General features: G+C 50.4%; 22 protein-coding genes. 17 read left to right on the forward strand and 5 right to left on the reverse strand.

The window, feature by feature from the left end:
• Positions 1-26: 26 nt before the first annotated feature.
• Positions 27-509, reverse strand: coding sequence for an aminoacyl-tRNA deacylase (locus tag ACOQPM_RS20150; RefSeq protein ID WP_420632053.1), 483 nt, complete (start codon positions 507-509; stop codon positions 27-29).
• Positions 510-595: 86 nt separating this feature from the next.
• Here ACOQPM_RS20150 and ACOQPM_RS20155 point away from each other — a divergent pair, with 86 nt between their 5' ends.
• The 15 genes from ACOQPM_RS20155 to ACOQPM_RS20225 all read left to right on the forward strand — a co-directional run bounded on the left by ACOQPM_RS20155 (position 596) and on the right by ACOQPM_RS20225 (position 10,933).
• The gene (locus ACOQPM_RS20155; RefSeq protein ID WP_420632054.1) at positions 596-1,072 is read left to right on the forward strand and encodes a hypothetical protein; all 477 of its coding nucleotides are present in this window, start codon (positions 596-598) and stop codon (positions 1,070-1,072) included.
• 575 nt (positions 1,073-1,647) lie between these two features.
• Positions 1,648-3,267: a carboxyl transferase domain-containing protein gene (locus ACOQPM_RS20160; protein ID WP_420632055.1), complete on the forward strand. Its 1,620-nt coding sequence runs from the start codon at positions 1,648-1,650 to the stop codon at positions 3,265-3,267.
• A gap of 137 nt (positions 3,268-3,404) precedes the next feature.
• Positions 3,405-4,301, forward strand: coding sequence for a hypothetical protein (locus ACOQPM_RS20165; protein WP_420632056.1), 897 nt, complete (start codon positions 3,405-3,407; stop codon positions 4,299-4,301).
• 27 nt (positions 4,302-4,328) lie between these two features.
• Positions 4,329-4,463, forward strand: a complete 135-nt coding sequence (locus tag ACOQPM_RS20170; protein WP_420632057.1) for a hypothetical protein — start codon at positions 4,329-4,331, stop codon at positions 4,461-4,463.
• A gap of 82 nt (positions 4,464-4,545) precedes the next feature.
• Positions 4,546-4,704 (forward strand): nuclear transport factor 2 family protein, encoded by a 159-nt coding sequence (locus ACOQPM_RS20175; RefSeq protein WP_420632058.1) that lies wholly within the window; start codon positions 4,546-4,548, stop codon positions 4,702-4,704.
• Positions 4,701-4,910: a hypothetical protein gene (locus ACOQPM_RS20180; RefSeq protein WP_420632059.1), complete on the forward strand. Its 210-nt coding sequence runs from the start codon at positions 4,701-4,703 to the stop codon at positions 4,908-4,910. Before ACOQPM_RS20175 ends, ACOQPM_RS20180 begins: the two co-directional genes overlap by 4 nt.
• Positions 4,911-4,967: 57 nt before the next feature.
• On the forward strand, positions 4,968-5,579 hold the full coding sequence (locus ACOQPM_RS20185) for a DUF3267 domain-containing protein (protein ID WP_420632060.1): 612 nt from the start codon (positions 4,968-4,970) through the stop codon (positions 5,577-5,579).
• A 190-nt stretch (positions 5,580-5,769) separates the two neighbouring features.
• On the forward strand, positions 5,770-6,318 hold the full coding sequence (locus ACOQPM_RS20190; protein ID WP_420632061.1) for an AlkZ-related protein: 549 nt from the start codon (positions 5,770-5,772) through the stop codon (positions 6,316-6,318).
• 100 nt (positions 6,319-6,418) lie between these two features.
• Positions 6,419-6,694, forward strand: a complete 276-nt coding sequence (locus tag ACOQPM_RS20195) for an amphi-Trp domain-containing protein (protein WP_420632062.1) — start codon at positions 6,419-6,421, stop codon at positions 6,692-6,694.
• 19 nt (positions 6,695-6,713) lie between these two features.
• A complete protein-coding gene (locus ACOQPM_RS20200; RefSeq protein WP_420632063.1) occupies positions 6,714-7,172 on the forward strand; it encodes a pyridoxamine 5'-phosphate oxidase family protein in 459 nt (152 codons plus the stop codon).
• Position 7,173: 1 nt separating this feature from the next.
• A complete protein-coding gene (locus tag ACOQPM_RS20205) occupies positions 7,174-7,653 on the forward strand; it encodes a hypothetical protein (protein WP_420632064.1) in 480 nt (159 codons plus the stop codon).
• A 159-nt stretch (positions 7,654-7,812) separates the two neighbouring features.
• On the forward strand, positions 7,813-8,988 hold the full coding sequence (locus ACOQPM_RS20210; RefSeq protein ID WP_420632065.1) for a YgeY family selenium metabolism-linked hydrolase: 1,176 nt from the start codon (positions 7,813-7,815) through the stop codon (positions 8,986-8,988).
• A 24-nt stretch (positions 8,989-9,012) separates the two neighbouring features.
• Positions 9,013-9,366: a hypothetical protein gene (locus tag ACOQPM_RS20215; protein WP_420632066.1), complete on the forward strand. Its 354-nt coding sequence runs from the start codon at positions 9,013-9,015 to the stop codon at positions 9,364-9,366.
• Positions 9,367-10,035 carry a hypothetical protein gene (locus ACOQPM_RS20220; protein ID WP_420632067.1) on the forward strand — a complete coding sequence of 223 codons (669 nt, stop codon included), beginning with the start codon at positions 9,367-9,369 and terminating at the stop codon, positions 10,033-10,035. It abuts the gene before it with no gap.
• Complete coding sequence (locus ACOQPM_RS20225) at positions 10,028-10,933, forward strand: glutaminyl-peptide cyclotransferase (RefSeq protein ID WP_420632068.1); 906 nt, start codon at positions 10,028-10,030, stop codon at positions 10,931-10,933. Before ACOQPM_RS20220 ends, ACOQPM_RS20225 begins: the two co-directional genes overlap by 8 nt.
• A gap of 22 nt (positions 10,934-10,955) precedes the next feature.
• Here ACOQPM_RS20225 and ACOQPM_RS20230 read toward each other — a convergent pair whose 3' ends face one another.
• Positions 10,956-13,466 (reverse strand): GAF domain-containing protein, encoded by a 2,511-nt coding sequence (locus tag ACOQPM_RS20230; RefSeq protein WP_420632069.1) that lies wholly within the window; start codon positions 13,464-13,466, stop codon positions 10,956-10,958.
• A gap of 158 nt (positions 13,467-13,624) precedes the next feature.
• On the opposite strand from ACOQPM_RS20230, the gene ACOQPM_RS20235 reads away from it, so the two are divergent.
• Positions 13,625-14,692: a GNAT family N-acetyltransferase gene (locus ACOQPM_RS20235; protein ID WP_420632070.1), complete on the forward strand. Its 1,068-nt coding sequence runs from the start codon at positions 13,625-13,627 to the stop codon at positions 14,690-14,692.
• 203 nt (positions 14,693-14,895) lie between these two features.
• Here ACOQPM_RS20235 and ACOQPM_RS20240 read toward each other — a convergent pair whose 3' ends face one another.
• Entirely contained in the window at positions 14,896-15,366 is a 471-nt protein-coding gene (locus ACOQPM_RS20240) for a hypothetical protein (RefSeq protein WP_420632071.1), read from the reverse strand.
• Between the two features lie 98 nt (positions 15,367-15,464).
• A complete protein-coding gene (locus tag ACOQPM_RS20245; protein WP_420632072.1) occupies positions 15,465-16,391 on the reverse strand; it encodes a 1,4-dihydroxy-2-naphthoate polyprenyltransferase in 927 nt (308 codons plus the stop codon).
• Positions 16,392-16,588: 197 nt separating this feature from the next.
• Between ACOQPM_RS20245 and ACOQPM_RS20250 the strand changes: the two genes are divergently transcribed.
• Positions 16,589-20,527 (forward strand): tetratricopeptide repeat protein, encoded by a 3,939-nt coding sequence (locus ACOQPM_RS20250; RefSeq protein ID WP_420632073.1) that lies wholly within the window; start codon positions 16,589-16,591, stop codon positions 20,525-20,527.
• Here the strand turns inward: ACOQPM_RS20250 and ACOQPM_RS20255 are convergent.
• The gene (locus ACOQPM_RS20255; protein WP_420632074.1) at positions 20,508-22,295 is read right to left on the reverse strand and encodes a hypothetical protein; all 1,788 of its coding nucleotides are present in this window, start codon (positions 22,293-22,295) and stop codon (positions 20,508-20,510) included. The two genes, ACOQPM_RS20250 and ACOQPM_RS20255, sit on opposite strands and share 20 nt — an antisense overlap.
• Positions 22,296-22,301: the final 6 nt, after the last annotated feature.

Genomic DNA, 22,301 nt, shown 5'->3' on the forward strand with positions numbered 1-22,301 from the left:
GCCTGATTACTGGCCACTGACTACCGTTAACTGATTTGTAATACGGCCGTTCGCTCCCCTACCACTTTTTGTAATTCTGCCACTGTAAGCTGCATGAGGGCATGAACTTCCCCACCGCCCCCATAAATTTGGCCTGTTAGTTGGAGAACGGCCGTTTCCACTACAGTCTCAATAGGTTGTTTATAGCCAAACGGTGGCACGGAACCCGCCACGTACCCCGTGTGGGCCAGCACCTGTTCCGCACTGGCAATCTTCACTCGCCGCCGCGACACGCCCAGAAAGTCGGCCAGCGCCTTGCGGTCCAGCCGCGCCAAGCCGCTGGCAATCACCATCACCGGCTCCCCATCCGCCAAAAACAGCACCGACTTAATAATTTGCTCCGGTGCGACGCCCAGCGCAACGGCCGCATCCGCCACCGTCGGCGTATCCACATCCAGATGCAAAATTTGGGCAGCAATACCCTGTTCATCAATAGATTTCTGTAAATCAGTTGCGTTCAGATTATCCATAAACAAAACTTTCTGATTTTCCCTAAACACCAAACTCATGGATAATTAGTCCATCGACTTGGCAGTGTAAGCTCTCAAATTCAATTATGACAGAATACAAGCTCCAACAAAAAGAAAAAATTTCTGCAAGAAATTCAAAGGAATTGATATTACTTCTTGCAAAATATGGCAGTCATCACCTTGACGGGCCTTCCAAATTTCGGGCAAAAAGCTTTCCTTACAAAACTGATGCTGATGTGAAACGTGCCTATGCTCAAGCAGGCTATGAGTTTAACGAGGTAATTAAACTATGCCGCAATTATGAAAACTCGGTACCGTTATTTGAAAACCAGGTTGGAAGTACATTTAAGACTATTGGCTCACCAAAGATCTCAACAGTTGACATGGCAACCGGAGATGAGAGTACAATCTTAACAAGTCCTGGAAGCTATGCAATCTACGAATACTGGGCAAGATTTGAAAAGGCAGCAAAATCACGCACACGAGCAATTAGAAACACTTCTTTTGCAGAGCTATCGTCGAAGGTATTGCAAGCATTGAAGGCTACATTGCTTACCAAGTAGAGCATTGGAACCAAAGGCATCCTCAAGGGCAGTTAATTGATTCACGTGAAAATAAAGTAAGCTTTGATGACAAAATTAATAAGTGGATACCAAAAATATCGGGCGGGAAAAAGCTAAAGAAAGGCGGGGTTGAATGGGAGCATTTCAAAATCCTTCGGAAGATTCGTGATGATAAGGTTCATCCAAAACAGTCAAGCATTGCAGTTTCATATGAACAGTTAGCAGAACAAGTAAATTTATTCCGAACTGGAATAGCAGGAAATTTGATAAATCTCCACATTTTATTTAGCGAGAAAATTCCGTCCATAATTATTCGTACTCGATATGCGCCTGATGTGGAGGTTATCTCGTTGGACGAGCTATGATTTTTATGCATATCGCATCAAGATTTTATAACATAATCATCGTAAAACTTTCCAATTTTCAACTAGGTATCAATTCAGGCATAATTGCCCACATTTAAATCATTTTTCATCACGAATTTGTCGAATCAACGAATTTAACGCACTTATGAATCATTTGTGCCATTCGTCCATTCGTGTCATTCGTGATTCAAACCAATTCCCAGGAAACCCATGAGCCAAATAATTAGCCATATTCACACGAACAGTTCTGAGTACAAAACAAATTTTGAGCACAATAAGGCGTTGGCCGACCAGCTTCATGAACGGCAAAAACAAGCAGCAGTGGAACGGCCGTCTCGCACCATCGATCGCCATTTGTCACGGGGCAAGCTGCTGGTTCGTGACCGCATTGACGCCATTTTGGACGACGGCAGCCCCTTTTTGGAGCTGTCCCCGCTGGCGGCGTGGGAGATGTACGATGGTGAAGCCCCCAGCGCAGGCATCGTAACGGGCGTGGGGCGCGTGGCCGGGCTGGAGTGCATGATCATCGCCAACGACCCCACCGTGAAGGGCGGTACCTACTTCCCCGAAACGGTGAAAAAGCATCTCCGCGCCCAATACATCGCCGAGCAAAATGAGCTGCCCACCATTTACCTGGTGGATTCCGGCGGCGCATTTCTGCACCTGCAAGCAGATGTCTTCCCAGACCGCGAACATTTTGGCCGGATTTTCTACAACATCGCCCGGATGTCTGGCAAGGGGATTGTTCAGATTTCGGCCGTTTTGGGGTCGTGTACGGCGGGTGGCGCGTACATCCCAGCGATGTGCGACGAGACAATCATCGTGCGGGAGAACGGCACCATCTTTTTGGGTGGTCCCCCGCTGGTGAAAGCGGCCACGGGTGAAGAAGTGACTGCCGAGGAGCTGGGCGGCGCAGACGTACACACCCGCCTCAGCGGCGTCGCTGACCATTTTGCCGACAACGAAGAAGAAGCGCTGGAAAAGGTGCGCGAGATTATCAGCCATCTCAACCAGCGCAAAAATGTACCCGTGGTGCTGCAAGCCCCGGAAGACCCGCTCTACGACCCGGAGGAGCTGTACGGCGTGGTGCCAGCCGACAGCCGCCAAACCTACGACGTGCGCGAAATCATCGCCCGGCTGGTGGATGGCTCGCGCCTGAGCGAGTTCAAGGCTCGCTACGGCCCGACGATTGTGTGCGGCTTTGCCCACATTTTGGGCATCCCGGTGGGCATCGTGGCTAACAACGGCCTGCTCTTTAGCGAATCTGCCCTGAAAGCGACACATTTCATCCAGCTTTGTGGCCAACGGGGCACGCCGCTGCTCTTTTTGCAAAATATCGCGGGCTTCATGGTGGGCAGGCAGTATGAAAATGGGGGCATCGCCAAAGATGGGGCGAAGATGGTGATGGCGGTGAGCAACGTCAATGTGCCCTGCATCACCTTGTTCCACGGCGTCAGCCACGGGGCGGGCAATTACGGCATGATGGGGCGCGCCTACGACCCGCGCTTTTTGTTTAGCTGGCCCAACAGCCGCATCAGCGTGATGAGCGGCGAGGCGGCAGCTAACGTGCTGTGGACAGTGGGGCAAACGCGCGCCCTGCGCCAATTTGAGAATCCTACGCCGGAGCAAATTGCCGAGACGGAAACGAGCTTCAAACAGCCTGTCTTGGATAAGTACAGCCACGAGAGTAACCCGTACTTCGCCACCGCCCGCCTTTGGGACGACGGCATCATAGACCCCGCTCAGACGAGAATGGCGCTGGGGTTGGCGTTTTCGACGACTTTGAATGCGGGGTTGCCAGACGGCCGTTTCGGCACCTTCCGCATGTAGATTTTGCAGCTCGTTCCACGCAGGGCGTGGAATGTATGCGGTCGTGGCGCAGAGCATCCAAACGGAGACCGTTGGAACGAGATAATTTGCAACGATGTTTCTGCAATAGTAACCTTTGAATAACAGGCTGTAGAAAAATGAATTACGGGATAACTAAATTAACTATAGGATTTCCAGGTTTCGTTGAGATAGAAGAACATGAGTACTCTAAATATGTTCAAGCAATTAATGGACTAGCGGAAGCATTATACCTTGAGGAGAAGTTCGATTTTGTTGCCTGCAATTTCTTAGAATATGAAGAAGATTTGCTTAGTCTTGGGGCACGACACATGGTCTCTCCAAGCCAATTTTTCGACAGGGGTCATGAAGAAAGACGGGCTATCAGTCGTAGAATTATCAATCTATTGAGTGCAAGCAGACTGTTTTTAGATCAAAGCACTCACCATTTAAGCAATATTTATGGCTCTGATTCACTCCAAGTAGATCTTATCAAGGAAGAGAAATCAAAGCAGTATGATAAATTACTCGGATATCGGGTGATGGAAGCTCTTAGAAACCATGTACAACATAGAGGCTATCCGATTCACACCATAACTTACGCTTCACACAAAGTCGAGGATTATGTTTTACACACGGTCATTCCACAAATGGAAATCCGATATTTTCTCGATGACAAGAAATTTAAAAGCTCTGTCCTGTCAGAGATAAAAGATTTAGGGCAAAAAATTAGCATTAACCGATACATTAGAGAATTTATGGAAGGTCTGGAAGCAGTTCAATCAAAAATTCGTGATGTTTTAATAGAAGACTTGATGAGTTGGGAAAATCTTCTAAATGATATTGAAGCAAGATTCAAAGCAGCTAATGGTTCTCAGGTCTCACTCGCTGGTCTTGCAGTAGTTATTGAAAATGATAAACGGTATGTCGAAACGCATTCGGTTGTCGCAGATATTATGAAGCGTAGAAAAGCGTTAGCGAATAAAAATACTGGGTTCAACAATCTTTCGTCACAGTATGTTTCAGATAAAACATAGTTCCTCTGCTATCGCAAGGTCTTCATCATGTCCTGTGGTCGGCGTCCTCGCGGCACCGCTTTTCCAGCTTTTTTAGATTCGGTGATAGGTACCGGCATGAACCCGGCGCAAACGCGGACGGTGCTGGGGTTGGCGATTTTGGTGAGGATGAATAGTGGGTAGAAAAACGGGCAACCTCCCAGAGGCTTCAAAAAAGAGTGCAGTTCCGCCGTCAACTTTCGGGAGGTTAAAAAGGAGGCACTCAATGAGTGATTATGAGGCAATTCGTGAAGCTGTTTTTCGCTATTGCGAAGGGTATCGTCACAAGGATCGTGCTCGATTGGAGCAGGCGTTTGCGTTAGACGTGGCAATCATGACGGGCTATACCAAAACAAAGATGGCGAACTTGAACTGTGGTCAATGACGATGAAAGATGCCATTGATTCCTGGGTAGCCCCAGACTACACACCCTTTGAATTTGGCGAGGGCACGATGCTTGCCGTTGATATTTTTCATGCGCTTGGGGCAACGGTGCTTTTTGATTTTGGTGGCCGCTATTTGGAAAGTTACCAGTTGGCCAAGATTGATGGGACGTGGCGCATTGTTAGTAAGTTTATTGTCAACCCGTGATGATGTGGAGGAAACGGCCGTTTCCCCACCTTCCACATATGAACTAAACTGACTATCATGAAACTGCGAATTAATCCTAAACCTCACTCAGATCATAGCCAAGTAGTGCCCGCAGATATTCAGTTTATTCAGCAACCCCAAAAAAGAGTGGGGGTTATTCTTTCTATAATTGCAGGGCTGATCATTCCAGTTGTTCCCTTTATCATCCTTACCGTCGAATCATATCTGTTTCCTCGGCGCAGCACGTACAATGGCGAATCTATTCCCTGGTGGATAATTTTTCCCGTGCTGATCATTTGTATCGTTTTTCATGAACTGCTTCATTTGATCTGGCATCCTGGTTGGGGACTTTCCGAGCAATCTAGCTTGAACATCTGGCCCAAAAAAGTGCAGTTTGGGGTACATTATGATGGCTTTATGTACCGCTCTCGCTGGTTGGTCATGCGGCTGGCTCCGCTGGTGGGGCTGACGCTGTTGCCAACCATTTTCTTGATGGCCGCCCATTTTTTCAGACTGCCCTATTTTTGGCAGCAATTTGTGATTCTTCTGATTCTGATCAACAGTTTGGGGTCTGGCGGCGATTTTTTGGCCTCGGTCATTGTCTATCGGCAAGTTCCGGCACACAGTGAGATTGGTATTTGGAACGGCCGTGCTTGTTGGCGAGCATAGGGGCAAGGCAATCGGCCATGATCTTGACCCAGCAAACGGCCTTCGCTCCGATTGCCTCGCCCAATTCACAACCATGTAGGGCGAGGCGGTGGCGAATAGTGTATGATGGAACGGATCAACTCGTCTCGCCACCGCCTCGTTCCTACCGCACGATTGGTGGAAATTCTGTAAATTTATAAGGCAAAATCACATGATCAAAACATTTGAAGAAGCTCGTGCTTTAATCCGCGCATTGCAAATTTGCACCATTTTCGAGAGTGAAAAAAGTGGCTTGCCCTCGCTATGGGAACACGTGGATTTGCCAGAGAAGCAGGAAGGCGAAAAAGGTTGGGGGGAGAAGATATCTGCAGTCTGGGATTGGAAAAACCGCCTCCCCGCCACCTTCCCCGACGAGATTTTCTACGGCAAAATCAAGGGCGGCTTTGCCGTGCTGATGACGATGGATCATCTCCGCCACACGCACTTTCCCGCTGCCTACAAGCCAGTCAGCCAGCTCAATTCATTGGCTGGGCACGTTTTTGAGAAGATTCGCAACGAGCCCTGGGAAACGACAGAGCTTCGCAAAGAAATCATGGCAGCGCAGGGCTGTTCCAAAAGCCAGTTTGATACCGCGCTCAAGAATCTGCAAATTTCGCTCAACGTCGTGCGCTCCAACGACCCCGCCATCGAGCGGGACACCTGGCTAACGTTTCAGGAGCTTTACCCGGAGATTTGGGAGTTGCATGTTGTAGAGGATTGAGACAGATTTATGACTTTAATCTATGAAATTTGCGTATTCTGTGACTGGATTTTTGTTTTAAAATAGGTGCAATACTGGCTTTGTTTTATGGAGGAATCTGATGGGTAAAGAAGTTAGATTGTTCAAAAGCGAAGAGCGTAAAACACGTGGTGAGGTTTGCGATTTTTTGCATCAGCTCGCAGACAAACTTTCCACAGGTCAAATTGTGTTGAGCCAGGGGCAAGATGATCTCACCGTGAATCTACCGTACAATTTGATTCTGGAAGTACAGGTAGAGGACGAGGACAAGCGGACCAAAGGCATCCAGCACAGCCTGGAGGTCGAAATCAAATGGTTTGACAACGATGGGCAAGGTGGCCCGCTCAAATTGAAATAGTGCGACCCAAAGGAATCGTATGGAAGAGGTAAAAAAATATCCGCAGGTGCCTGGTTTTTCTGAGGAAGAATTGGATACGTTTCTGGCAAAGCCATTGTTAGCTCGGCTGAGCACACACAACGCCGATGGCACTATCCATACAATTCCAATTTGGTACGAACACAAGAACGGGAAGCTGCTGCTGAGCACTCAGACAATCACGCAAAAGGTAAAGAACATTCAGCGCAACCCTCAGGTAACGGTGTTGATTGACAGCAATACAATGCCGTATGCGGGGGTGATGGTAGTTGGCACGGCCGTTCTCGACAAAAATAACGCTGCCAGCAAAAGAGTCTCCATTTTTGAACGGTACATTGGCCAATATGGGGATGCCTACGCCCAACAGCTTGCCGCCAAGTGGGAACCCATCATCATCGAAGTAACGCCCAACCGCATTATCTCCTTCGATTACACTAAAGGGTCGCTGGTATCCACCTGAAATGAAATCGCCACACATTGCCCTGCCGCTCAAGCGGTTTTTGCTCATCGAGGAATGTCTGGAGGCGTGGCAAGGGTTAGATTTATACATTTTTCGGGACGAAGAGGTCGTTTTTTATGTGGGGCAATCCCAGCTAGCGTTTGCCCGCGTGTGGGAGCATTTGCTGGGGGGCTTCAAGGGGCATTCGATTACCGGGCGTTTTATGTGGGTCAACTGGCCCAAATCAATGAGCTTCACCATTGAACTGTTGAGTTCGCAAGACGAATCGTTTAATCATCTGCATAACGATCTAGATGCGGCCGAGCAGTGGCTCATCCGGCAATATGCGCCTTGTTTTAACGTGACGCATAATTCGGTGGCAACGGCCGTACCCCCCACTTACCTCCCCCCCAATGCCAAATTCCGCCGTCGAGCCAGCCTAAGAAAGCTCATTTTTGAAGCAGAGCGCGTTGTGAAGGCTGAAGACAACCTGCTCTGGTAAATATTTTCTCGTAGCCGCGGATTCTTGCCGCGCTATTGATCCAATTTAATTGGACACGGATAAACACGGATTTTCACAGATTTACTGCGATTATCCGTGTCCTGTTTGAGATAGCAAGCATCATTTGCGTGGATTAGAATCCGCGGCTACAAATTGTTGATGAACAAAATTGAGCTACTTTCCCCAGAATTGGAAGCTGAAATTTTAGAACTGGCCCAAAGCTTGATTCGGATCAAAAGTTTGCCGGGACAAGAAGGAGACGTCATTCAGTTTGCTAAGCAAAAAATGGAAGCGCTGGGCTATGACGAGGTAATTCTCGATTCGATGGGTAACGTTTTGGGGCGCATTGGTAACGGTGAAAAATCCATTTTGCTAGATGCCCATCTGGACACCGTGGCCGTGAATGATGCGGCTGAGTGGGAGATTCCTCCATTTAGCGGCAAAATTGCAGACGGCCGTCTCCACGGTCGCGGCTCTGTGGATATGAAATCAGCCGCCGCTGCCGCCATTTATGCAGGTCTGGTTGCCAAAAACAGCGGTCTAGCAGAGGGCAAAACCATCTACATCTCCTGTACCGTCATGGAAGAAGATTGTGACGGAGAAAACCTGAAACATCTCTTTGAAGAGTTGAATCTACGGCCTGATTATGTGCTAATTTGCGAACCATCCAACAATCAAATCACGCTGGGCCACAAAGGGAAAGCCCAAATTGCTATTACAACCCACGGCGTTTCTGCCCACGGTGCTGCCCCAGAAAAGGGCAAAAACGCCATCTACGAAATGGCAGAAATCATCCAGCGCGTAGAAAAGCTAAATGCCCAACTCCCCACCCGCAATGGTCGCAAAGGTACGCTGGTGATGTCAAAAATCAGCAGCACCAGCGCGTCACTTAACGCAGTCCCTACCGAATGCGAGGTCTACCTGGATCGCCGCATGGTTCCTGGTGAAACAAAAGAGACGGTTGAGCAAGAGATGGCGCAACTTACCGAGGGAACCAATGCGTCCTGGGCGGTTGGCACACTTCACAAAACGAGCTGGACGGGCAAAAAAGTACGCTACGAGCCATTCCATCCCGCCTGGAAAATTGAACAAGACCATCCGCTGACAAGCGCATGTGTGGCTGCCTACCGGAAAACTTTTGGCACTGAGCCACAGCAATTTGGCTTCTGGGATTTCAGCACCAATGCTGTCACGCCCGTCAGTTTGGGCATTCCTTCCATTGGGTTTGGGCCAGGCGATTACAAATTGGCCCACATGCGAGATGAAAGTTGCGAGATCAGCCAAATTCTTGATGCTTGCCGATTCTACATTGGCGTAATCCATCATATTTTGTGATTTGCAGTAATTCAGAAATAAGCTATGGACAAACCAAAAGCAATTATGAAGCTGTGGCAGCAGCCCACACGCCAGCTTGCCCAGGATTTTGTAGCGCAAGGGTTTCGGGCTATAACCGTGTGCATCAATGAAAAGCAGCTCGACAGCAACTTTGTTGGACAAGAACTGGATGCCACCTTTTTTGCCAACCTGCCTACCACGGTTGATCCATGTGGCGAAAATGGCGAGTATCATTCTTTTATTTATGATGGCCCCCTGTTTGCCCAACCCATCCCTATTGAGAAAGGGGAGATTGTGCGGCGCACGCTGGGCGCAGAGAACGACAAATTTGACACGGCCTTTTGGTACGCCGACCTTCGCATAAAAGAGAACGTATAAATGGAACAAGACGCAATCAAACGAGTTTGGGAGGCACTGGTAGCCGTGGATAGTTGGCTGCACGACGGATTTATCACCATGCTCAATCAATCTGCCAAAGTGGAGCCAGCCGAGTGGGTAATTGTGCATCAGGCAGCCCAGGTGCTACGCGAAGAACAATTGGCGATACCGAGCGAAATTTATGCGCTGGGTATGGCTGCGTTGCAAAAATCTTTGCAGCCAAATGCCAATGTACTGCTAGACCAAATGCGCGGTTTACTTGCTATCCGGGCAACAGGAAATGATGTTGCTGAAGCCAAACAGCTTCAGGCGCTCAACGATCAAATCCAAAAGCTGGTCTCAGAGTTTCGTCAGCGGCTGCTACAGCTAAAAGCGGTTATTGACGGGGAGGATGCTGCCTTTGTGCTGCCAGACGGTGGCGTTGAGCGCATTTCGCTTTCGATTCTGCACGACCTGCTGTCTGATCGCTTTAGCGACGAGGAACTACGCACGCTTTGCCTGGATTTGAACATTGATTACGACGATTTGCCTGCGCTGGGCAAGTCGAACAAGGCGCGTGAGCTGATTACCTACCTGGCACGGCGCAGCCAGCTAGACAAGCTGCTAACCGTGGGGTTAGAGACGCGCCCAGATGTTCCCTGGCAAGAGGCTCTGCGGGACAGTGATTAAGCCGCTGCGTATTGCCTGTTTGGCTTTAGTGTGGCTAATTGCTTTGGTTTTGTTGATTGCTTGCAACCAAATCAGCCCAACGACTGAACCACTAGTAACAGCGATTCCCGTCGAAAAAATAACGCCATCCGCAACGGCCGTTCCCACCTGCGACCCATTCACCACACCCGCCACCAGCCCACCAATCAACGTCCCAACCTACACCTACCAAATCATCAACAGCTACCCGCACGATCAAGACGCCTTCACACAGGGACTCATTTTTGTGGATGGCGAACTGTACGAAAGTACCGGCATCAAGCGCACGCCTTCTTCGCTGCGGCGGGTGGATTTGGTAACGGGCGAGGCGCTCCAATTTCTGGACGTAGGCAATGATTTTTTTACTGAGGGGTTGGTGCTGTGGGAAGACAGGCTCATTCAGCTCACCTGGCAAAATCGCGTGGCCTTTGTGTACGACAAAGGGAGCTTTGCGCTACTGGAAACCTGGGAATACGAAACAGAAGGCTGGGGCATTACCCATAACGGCCGTTGCCTCATCATGAGCGACGGTACAGACACCCTCACCTTCCGCGACCCAGACACATTTGCTGAAGTGGGGCGCCTCATCGTGCAAGATCAAAACGGCCCGGTGCGGCTGCTCAACGAGCTGGAGTTCATCAATGGCCAGATTTGGGCCAACATTTGGCGATCCAACCGTATTGTGCAAATTGATCCAGCTACGGGCCAGGTAGTGGGCAACATTGATCTAACCGGCTTGCTAGACCCAGCCACCTTGACACAACCTGTGGATGTGCTGAACGGGATTGCCTATGATGAGGGGAACGGCCGTCTCTTTGTCACCGGCAAGCTATGGCCCGCCCTGTTTGAAATCGAACTCATCCCGCAAAACAGTGAGTAAAGAGAAGCGTATCGCGCGAGCATCAAACGGCAGCCACAGGCTCCAGGCTGAGGGGCAATAAAACGTGGAAGGTTGTACCAGGGTAGGTATTTTCATCGTAGCCAGGGCTTTCTAGCCAGATTTTGCCACCGTGTGCCTCCACAATGCCGCGGGTGATAGCCAGCCCCAGGCCCGGCCCGCCTCCCTTAAACTGCGTTTTGGCCGAGGAGTGCAGAGCAACCTCACCTGTTTGGTAAAATTTGGAAAACACCAGCTCGTGCATGTCGGGGTCTATGCCAATGCCGCTATCGCGTATTAAAACTTCCACCTTGTCTGCGGAAGAAATGTTGCCGTTGGCCTGATGCACCACGCCAGACACATGAATGGTACCACCATCTGGCGTATATTTGATAGCGTTGATGAGCAAATGGTAGAAAACTTTTTCCAATGCGGAGGGGTCTGCTTCCACAAGTGGCAAATTACTGATGTTGACGATGGCCAGCGTAATTTGGCGCTCAGCCAAAGCGCTAGCAAAGCCTTCGGCAAGATGGCTAAACAGAGTATCAAGCGATATCTGTTTAGGATAAAGTTCCAGAGCGCGGTTGTCTATTTTGGCAACTTCCAACATGCTGCTGACCACTTCTTCTAACCGCATCGCCCCAGATTCAATGCCTCGCGCCAGTTTCTCAATTTGCTCATCTTGCTGCACACTGTTTTGCTGGAACAGCATTTGGCTGTAACCGCGCAAAATGGTGAGCGGCGTCCGCAGCTCATGTGAGGCGATGGCGATAAAGTCAGATTTTGCCTGATCAAGCTGCTCCAAGCGGGCATACGCTTCCTGGATTGCCTGGGTGCGTTGGGCAACTTCATACTCTAGCTGCTGAGAAAAGCGGGTGGTTTTGTCGAAGCGGCGAGCGTTTTCCAGGCCAACGGCCGCTTGCGCGGCAAAGGTGGTGGCCAAAGCAATGGATTCCTCGGTAAACGGTGCGGTTGTCTCACGGGTGAGCGACAGCATCCCCACCACTTCCTCACCATGAATGAGCGGCACGCCTAACCAGGCGCGCGCCAGGGGCAAGGTTTCAATTTGCTGCCAATCTGGCCATTGCAGCACATCGGGGATGAACAACGGCCGTTGCGTCTCATAAATCTCGCGGAAGATACTTTCATTTTCAAGCGAAATGCGAATTTGGTTGGGTTGGGCAGCCTCTGGGAAGCCTCGCGCCGCCACAAGTTCCAAATGCCCCCCTCTATGCACAAAAACAGAGCCGCGATCATACGCCACCAACTCCGCTAGCTGCCCCAAAATTAACTCCAGCACCTCGTTCCATTCTAGGGTTCCCGTAAGGGCACGCCCCATTTTGTGCATGGTCTCTGCCAAGCTACGCGCCGACCGCTCTCCCTGGTACAGCATGGCATTGTCTATGGCAATGGCTACTTGATCTGCCAACGATTGCAAAAAGGGCAAATCTTCCGGATCAAAAGCGGCCGTTTCATCACTCTGTAAACTCAGCACACCCAGCAACCGACGACCCGCCCGCAGTGGCAAATCCAGCTCAGAGCGGGTTTGGGAGACGAGATCATGGGGAATGTAGCGACTATCTTGTAACACATCATTCACCAGCAGATGACGGCCGTTGCCTGCTACCCAGCCCACCAAACCTTCGCGTCCTACTCGAATACGCATTTGGGAGCGTTTCTGGCCGTTGCTGTTGCCACCCACACCCACTCGACGTTCCAAATACCCACTCAACGCTGAATCCAGCAAATACACAGCAACGTAATACAAACCATATTGCGCCTTGATTAGCTCTGCAACCGTTTGCAGCAGTGCATCCAAATCCAAAATGGAGGTGATGTGCCGCCCCAATGACATGCTGGTTTCCATCTGTTTGGCTCGCCGCCGCAGGAGTGCCTGTCGTTGGCCATCTTGCCAGCGCAGCAGTTCATATCGCACCACCGACTGGCGACGCACAAAAAATACAATGACAGAAATCCCCAGCGACAAGATGAGCAAAATACCGTTATAAACGAGCGATGGCGACAGCGGCCAACGGTAAACGACCAATAACCAGCCAGTCAAGGTGCCAATCAATATAAACCCCAACCAGCGCCAGGAAAGCAAAAAGACACTCATGCCAATGAGCAAAAAGGTGAGGATGCTGGTTTGGCGAGGCTCCATGGATTGGTACAGGTGAATAAAGACGGTAGAAATGGAAAGCGTTGCAATCCCCACGCCCACAGGCTGCGCCCAGCTTGCGGGCATCTCCCAAAAACGTATGACGCCATAAAGTGCCAACAAAAAAACGGCCGTTCCCCCCACCAACGGCACAATCTGCGGTAGCAGCTCTGGCGGCAGAAAAACGGCATAGGCAACGGCCAGGAAGAAGTGGAACAAGGTAAACCCTAATGTTACAGGGGGCAAACTAGCTTTGGCTACCTCATCGAAGGCGGTTGTTAATGACGGAAACACGCCATTGACGACCTCAACCGGAGGCTCTGCCCTGGCGTTAGTTGCTGCGACGGACTCTTGAGGAAATGCGTCTGTGTTGGTCATAAAAGCTGGATTTTCTTGCCTTCAAATAAGGAAAGCGTATGATTGCAGACTTAACGATTGACTTTCGTTTGTTCCAATCATTAGCCATAATCACCCAATTTAGGTGAAAATAGTGTGAAAAATAGGCCAAAAGTCCTACTGGAGCCTTGAGATGAGTGATGAGTGACCTACTGATTAATTCACGTGATGTTGAAATACGGCCGTTCCACCCCGATGACGCCCCGCAGCAACACGCCATCGTCAGCCACCCGCGCGTGGCAGAGATGCTGTTGCAGCTACCCAGCATGGAGCTAGCAGAGACGGAGCAGTGGGCCACCACCGAAAAACCCGGGCGGCACCGATTGGTAGCCATACTAAACGGCCGTCTGCTCGGAGCCATCCACCTCACCCAATATTTGCGCCCCAGAATGCAGCATAGCGGCAGCATGGGCATGATGGTGCATCCCAATGCCTGGGGGCAAGGCGTAGGCAGTAAGCTGGTAGAAGCTGCTCTGAATTTGGCCGACAACTGGCTTAACCTGAGTCGCCTGGAGTTGGAAGTGTACAGTCACAACAGGGTGGCAATTCATCTGTATGAAAAATTTGGTTTTGAGAAGGAGGGGCTGAAGAAAAAGGCTGTTTTTGGCAACGGCCGTTTTCTAGATGAGTTTGTGATGGCGCGACTACACGGCAACTTTCCTGGCCCCGCCGAGCCAGCTGCCCCTCCTGCTCCGCCGCCACCAGCACAGTTTACCTCGAGCGACATCATCATTCGCACACCGCGCCACAGCGACACCGACGACCTGTACAGTTGCTTCAGCCACCCGTTGGTGGCCCGAACCACCCTACAAATGCCCAGCCAAGAGATTGGTTCAACCCGAAAGCGCATAGAAACACAAAACAAACGCCTTCACCGCTTTGTGGCTGAGGTGCAAGGCAAGGCGGTGGGCATGATTACTCTGCACCAATCAGACTCTCCCCGGACGGCGCACGCTGCTGGCTTGGGCATGATGGTGCATCCAGCCTATTGGGGCAAAGGGATTGGCAGCCAGCTTATGGCCGCCGTTGTTGACCTGGCTGACAATTGGTTAAACATCAGCCGCATTCGTCTAGAAGTGAATGTGGACAATCCGGCCGGGGTGCGCCTTTACCACAAATTTGGCTTTGAAATTGAGGGAACGAAGCGGTGGCACGCGTTTGGAGACGGCCGTTTAGCGGACAGTCACTTCATGGCCCGTGTTCGGTGAGCAGTATTCAGTGGTCGGTAATCGGTAGGTCAATCACTGAACGCTACCATCGGCTGCGGCCTGGCCTCTGGCCGTGTCGCCTACATCACACAACTAAATCCTCAATTTTTGGCATAACTTTGTGGGGAACGGCCGTTGCCAACTAAACCATGCACCGAAAAACGGTCGAACTTGGCTTACAACACGGGGAGCTAATAGTAAGGTTACTGATTGCAAGTAGCACGATCGGGTAACACATAGTCGAGCCTAATTGTCAGCACACCTTTATATGTGTTTCTTAACTCTTCATAATCGACAATTTTATGATAATTAATTACAGGAACGTCAAATGCTATTACTTCCAATTTGAGATTGGCACCATAAATATAGACAGAACCTCTTTTCTGCCACTCTAGCATTCTCAACTGCTTCTCGTATTCCTCCATAGCAGCTTCGGTTGAGAGTGAGGAAAAGCCCAACACAAAATAATCCCTGGCATAAAAACATGTTCTTCCAACTGGGGAACCAAATTCTTCTGGCAAGATGCCGACAACTTCACTGTCATTCACTTTTGGCAAATTCTGCTCAACCGCTTGATCCAGCAAACTCCTTGCCTGAAATTGTCTTGTTTTTGGCCAGAACAACCATATAGCTATAAGCCCTAAACCTATTGAAATCAAGCTAAGTTTCTTCATCAATTTACTCTCCCTACTTTGGCACATTCTTTGGTTAGAGGAAATCTTTACCTGGCTGTGGTTGGCGTCTGCACAAATCAGCGAACAAACGAAAGTGGTTACAGGGTTAGGCCGAGACCCAGCAATAAATTAAAGGCCAGAGCCGAGAGAACCATTTGCTTGAGGAGCGGGTTGAGGGCCGTGGGGGAGGTAGTATTTTGCACGGCCGTTCCGTTGCGAACCAGCAGCGGCACCGCCAAAATGTAGAGAAACGCCCAGTAGCTACTAAAAGTGAGTAAAACGTAGAGGGTAGTGAGAAAAACGGCCGTACCCAACAGTCCCCAATGATACATCCGTGCCCGCGCCGGCCCCAGCCGCACCGGAATTGAAAATTTCCCCGCCAATTTGTCCGATTCAATGTCGCGGATGTTGTTGACGTTGAGTACGGCCACCGCCAGCAAGCCACAGCTAGTGGCGGGCAGTAGCAGCGCCCAATCGAGCCGCTGCGCCATTAAAAAATACGGCCCCAGCACCCCCACCCAGCCAAAAAATATGAGGACAAACAGATCGCCCCAGCCAGCGTAGCCATAGGGCTTGCTGCCTGCGGTGTAGTTCACCGCCGCCCAAATGGCCGTACCGCCAAGCAATACAAAAATCAGCAGACCAATCAGCCCTTCCGCGCCAAAGGCCAGCCAAATCAGTGCCAGGCCGCTCACGGCAGACAGCCCCGCAAATAAAAACATGGCGCGGCGCATGGTAGCGGCGCTAATTTGACCAGACTGCACGGCTCGCTGCGGCCCCTCCCGCTGCACATGATCCGCGCCGTGAATGGAATCGCCATAATCATTGGCCAGGTTGGAGAGGATTTGCAGGAAAACGGCCGTTACCAAACAAAGCGTCGTAATCGGCCAACTGTAAGCACCATCGGCCACCGCCAAAAACGTCCCCAGAATAATGCAGGAAAGTGCCAGCGGCAGCGTTCGTGGGCGGGCAGCATCTAGCCACGCTTTTTTTAGAGGTGGAGAGGATTGGGTCGAATCAGTCATAGGTGGAGATTATAAGGTAGGGACGAGGCGGTGGCGAATGATGTGGAGATGTGGAGACTATCAGGGCGAGGCAATCGGAGGGAAGGTCATTTGCTAAGCCAAGATGATGGCCGATTGCCTCGCCCTTACTTGCAAACTCGCAAACTTGCATACTCGCATGGTAAACTTGGTTCAGAATCAACAACGTGGTCAATATCATGCACAATCTGGTTCCTCAATTCATCCTCAATCAGCTAAATACGGCGAACCAACGCGGGTCGTTTACGGCCGTTGGCCTCTTTGTAGACGTTTCTGGCTTTACGCAACTTATGGAAACGCTGATGCAGCACGGGCAACATGGGGCTGAGGTGATGGCTTCGGTGATGCTGGGCATTTTTGAGCCGCTGGTAAAGGTTGTATTTGAACAAGGCGGTTTTGTGGGCAACTTTGCCGGGGATGCGTTCACAGCATATTTTCCCATCGAAACCCCAGAAAAAGAGCAGCAAATTGCCCAGCAAGCAATCACGGCCGCTTGGCAAGCCCAGCAACATCTTTTACAAAACCCAACCAGTCACACTCCGTATGGCGATTTTCAGATGTCGGCCAAATTCGGTTTGGCACTGGGCGAGGCGCAGTGGGGTATTTTGTCGGATGAGGCGCAGGAACGGGCAACTTTTTATTTTCGGGGAACGGCCGTTGACGGCTGCGCCCTGGCTGAAAAGCAGTGTACACCGGGGGATGTAGTGCTGGATGCTGCGCTGGCAGCGACTTTGGCAGAAGCTGTGTCGCTGCTGCCCCGAAATGACTTTTTTGTATTAAACGGCCGTCCTCAAACCATCACCCCGGCGCAACCCATTCCTAAAATTCAGCTCGATATGCCGCTGATGAGCCGCTTCTTCCCGCCCGATCTCATCACCCAACCGCTGCAAGGTGAGTTTCGCCAAATTGTTAACGTCTTCATCAGCCTGCCTGCCGTAGAAAACGAAGCGGAAATTGCCCCTTTTATGCAAACGGTGTTTGCACTGCAAGCTCAGTTTGGCAGCGTCACCAGTCGGCTGGATTTTGGCGATAAGGGCTGTACGCTGCTGCTCTTTTGGGGTGCGCCCATTGCTCACGAGACAGACATTGAACGCGCCTTGAGTTTTGTCATGGCACTGCGTGAGCAATCTGACCTTCCGATCCGAGCCGGGGTCACCTATCGCGTGGCTCATGCGGGCTTCATCGGCTCGCCGCTGCACGAGGAGTTCACCTGCTACGGCAGCGGGGTCAATCTGGCAGCTCGGTTCATGATGAAAGCACCGGTCGGTGAGATTTGGTTGGATACGGCCGTTTTCAACCGCGCCCAACACCAATTCAACCTGCAATTCGTGGATAATTTACCCTTCAAAGGATTCGCTGGTGAGCAGGCTGTCTATCGGCTGGTTGGGCGGCAGCGGGGCATGGCACCCATCTTTTCTGGGCAGATGTTAGGGCGCGAACGAGAGTTGGCGCAGCTACAGGAATTTATACGGCCGTTGGCAGACGGCCGTTTCGCGGGCGGGTTGCGTGTGGAGGGAGACGCAGGCATTGGCAAAAGCCGGTTGCTGCATACCTTTTTTGACACATTACTAGAAACGTTTGGCTCCCACCAAATTTTTCTGTGCCAAACAGACCAGATTTTGCGCCAATCATTAAATCCAATGCGCTACTGGCTCAATCGCTACTTCAACCAATCCACTCAGCAAAGCGATGCTGAAAACAAGGAAAACTTCGACCAGAAATTGCTCGAAATTATTGCGCTTACCGAGGCAGAGAATTTAGCCAATGAACTGGCCCGTACCCGTTCCTTCTTGGGTGCGTTGGTAGATTTGCATTGGCCAGATTCGCTATACGAACAACTGGAGCCACAAGGTCGCTTTGAAAACACGCTCATTGGCCTCAGTACCCTACTGCGTGCCGAAAGTTTGCAAAAGCCAACCCTGCTGGTTGTGGAAGATGTACATTGGCTAGATGACGATACCCGCCACTTTTTGCAGCAGCTGTGGCAGACGGTTACGGCCGTTCCTGACCTGCACTACCCTCTGGCCATCCTCGCTACCAGCCGCCCAGAGCAGCACGAAGAAGCAGAAACCAGCAATTTTCAATGGCAAACCTTGCCGCTGGGGCAGCTAACGCCAGAAGAAGTCAATCAGTTGGCGGCCTCCCTGCTCGGCGGCGCAGCTTCACCCGCTTTGCAAACCGTGTTGGTTAATCGGGGTGAGGGCAATCCATTTTTTACCGAGCAAATTGTGTGCTACCTGCAAGAGCAGAATTTACTGGAGGAAACGGAGGAAGGCTGGGCAGTAACGGCCGTTCAAGAAACCGTTCTTCCCCAGGACGTTCATGCTTTGCTGGTGGCTCGTTTGGATAGATTGACGGCCAAAGTAAAAAATGGGGTGCAGCATGCGGCAATTTTGGGGCGCGAATTTGAGGTGCGGCTGCTGGCACACATGCTGCAAGACGATGCCAATTTTGACACAATCTTGAGCGAAGCAGAGCAAGCCATCATTTGGGCTGCCATCAGCGAACTGCGCTACCTTTTCCGGCATGCCCTGGTGCGCGACGCCGCCTACAAAATGCAGCTACGTGCCCGCCGCCAAAGCCTGCACCAGCTTGCCGTCGCTGCCCTGGAAACGCTCTACGCCCAAGACCTCACCCCTCACTTTGGCGAGCTGGCCTACCATGCCGAGCAAGCCGACCTCGCCGAAAAAGCCCGCGATTACCTGCACAAGGCTGGCGACGTGGCTCGTGAAGCGTACCAGAATAATGAGGCGTTGGATTATTACGGCCGTTCTCTCTCCCTCACCACCAACATTGATTTTGAAACACGCTTTGCCCTCCGCCTAGCCCGCGAAGATGTTTACCACCTACTCGGCCAGCGCGAAGCACAACAAAGCGAAATTGAAAAACTAGCAACCCTCGCCGCTGCCCTCAACAATACCCCAAAACAAGCCGAAGTTTATTTAAGACAAGGCAGATTTGCTCATGTAATCGGCGAACATTCAGAAACAGTTACTGCGTCAAGGGCAGCGATAGAACTCGCTCAAAAAGTGGATGATTTTCAGCGCTGTGCTGATGGTCATACTAATTGGTGTCGAGCTTTTCTTTGGCAAGGGAAATACAATGAGGCCAAAAATCATGCCAAAAAAGCACTCTCGTACCTAAAACAAACTGATGATCCTAAAGGTGAGGAAATAATCTTAATCTATCTTGGCAGAATTGGAATGCAGCAAGGCGATTATATAAATGCAGAAAACTACTACCAAACAGGGTTAAGAATAGCCCAAGAGGATGGCAACCGAGAGTTTAAGGCAAGTGTATTAAATAATATTGGCCTACTTTTTAGCCACCAACAGAAGTATATCGCTGCAAAGGGAAATTTTGAACGTGCCTTAAAATTGTATCAAGAAATTGGTAGCAGGGAGGGGGAAGGAACTGCTCTCAATAACCTAGGGATTATTGCCTACGTTCTTGGGCTGTATGAAGAAGCGTACTTGCATTATGAACAATCCTTATTTATTAGCCGGGAAGTAGGTGTGCAGCAAGATGAAGCCATTGCACTCAACAATTTGGGGGAAGTGCTAACCAAGCAACAAAAACATGATGAAGCGCAAATTTACTTTAACCAAGCTTTACAAATTGAGAGGGAAACGGGGGCTCGTTATTTAGAGGCTCATACCGTGACGATGCTTGGTTTCACCTTATTGGAACTTGGCTTAGCAACCAAAGCAGAAATTGCTTTTCTTAAAGCACTTTCTTTGCGTACGGATCTGGGTCAACCACATTTAACAACATTACCCCAGGTTGGCTTAGCCTGTGTGAGTTATGCTATGGGCAATCGAGAAAGCATAAGCGCAAAGCTCAATACTATTTTAGAGCATTTGAATACAACAAATTTGGATGGATTAGAAGATCCATTCAACACATTCTGGATTTGTTACAGGTTATTGGCGTATCTGGAAGACGAGCGAGCTACCTCACTCCTACAAAAAGCACATTCCCTACTGCTTGAGCAAGGTGCCAAAATTCCCGATCAAATCAGTCGGCATTCATTTTTATATAATGTACCAGAACACCGACTGATTTCGGAAACAGCAGCAAGACTGTCTAATCAGTCAATTAGGCAGCTGGATAAGTAACAAATGTGTTCTGGGTTGAATTTGTCGCTATTACTTGCCCGCCACTGCTGCCCACATTGTTGAATGTGCAGGATCCAGTGGTTGAAGTTGTAACAGATTTTGTCTGATTCGTTCGGACACACTTCAAATTAACTGTAGCATTAATGTTGTTTGTTACGGTAACGGTAACCGTAACATTATTATTGACGCGAGCGGCTGACAGATTAAAAGTAGCACCATTACTCGTAATTCCCCCGCTGCCAAGCGGTCCCTCGTCAGACCAACCAAAGGAGCGGAGTAGCAGGAGCCATTCGGCCGTATCAATCTCAGTGGGTTTCTTTTTGGCTACCTCGCGAATGTGGGTTAAGAAGGGGACTTCAGAATAACTGTCTAGAATTGTATCTAGCTGTTTTTGTGTACCGGTACCGTCGAGGAACAGGTTCACCAATTCATTGTCGTCGTCGGGCATGATGTAGCTATGGAACTCTTGATAGAGCTTAGAAACATCATTGCTGCTTTCCATGCCGTCGTACTCACGCTCATCGGGTACGAAACCAGGAACGGTATCCAGAATAGCGGTGATAAGCGGCTCGATGGCGGTAACGATGGCTTGCCCGGTCATGGGCTGGGCTTGCCCTCGAATGTTGTAACTGCTTTGCAGCGGATGTTTGGCAAGCCATTTACGCCAGTTCTCATCTAGCTTGTCACATTCGTGGGCATAGAAGACGTTGCCATCTTCATCCTTTGCTCGCCGCAGGATGTTGGTTTGGATGAACGGCCGTATCTCCGGAATCGGGTGTTTGTCCGTATCTTCCCGGAAGTGGCTAGACATATCATCATCTAGCATATCCTGGAAATCCAGCACGATGACGGGGCCAGCCAGCAAGAGGGCGTAAGTGTCGCAGAAGATTTCCTCCAGCCAGTTGAGCCGCCAATCCCCTGCCTGGATGCCTGCATTGGCGGCATTCTGCAGCAGCTCTTCACGCAGCTCAATATCTTTTCGGGGATGACGGCCGTTCCAATACAGATGATGCCCAATTTCATGCGGAATAGCCAGATAATCCCGCGAGGGGTGAATGCCGTTCTGAATAGACGCATACGCTATGCTGATAAGCAGCGCATCAAAATAAGGAATCAGCCTGGCTCGTATATTTTTAGCCAGGTAGGTGACAACGGCCGTATCCTCCGGCAAAAAACCTTCATCCACCGCCATGCCCAGTGCCATGTTGGCCAACTGATCGGCCATCGCCACCGCACGAGATTGCTGGGTGGAGCGACCCAACAATCGGCGACGCTGGTTCACAGCATCTTGAATTACGCTCAGATCAAACGAAACCTGGTTCACAATGGTACGCATGACTGAGCGGGGCGGGCAGCCGGGCGCAACGGGCAAATTTTTCTTGTGATAGTAGCCATCCATAAAAAAGGTAAAGCCCTGCTTAGAAAAATTCTTCAACGCTTCCAGCAGCTTGACACAGTTGTTAATCTGCATCGTTTCCTGCACCAGTTGGTAGAAGTCTCTAATTGTAAAGTCGCGTAATTCATGTGGGATTTCAGACGGCCGTGCCGAGGCAGATTTTTTCAAAAATTGACGCGGCGTTTCATTCCCTAAAGCCACCTTGATGGCCTGAAACGGGGACATCATGGCTGTGGACATCTTGTTGGCATCAAATACTGTCAGCACATCATCGCCGTGATCGAGCCACACCTCCTCCACGATGCTTTGGGTTTCAGCAACGGCCGTTTGCAGAGAGTCTATTCGCTTTTGCCAATCTTTAGGATCATCCATCAACAT

The sequence above is a fragment of the Candidatus Leptofilum sp. genome, assembly GCF_965223525.1.
In the GTDB taxonomy this organism is placed as follows: Bacteria; Chloroflexota; Anaerolineae; order Promineifilales; family Promineifilaceae; genus Leptofilum.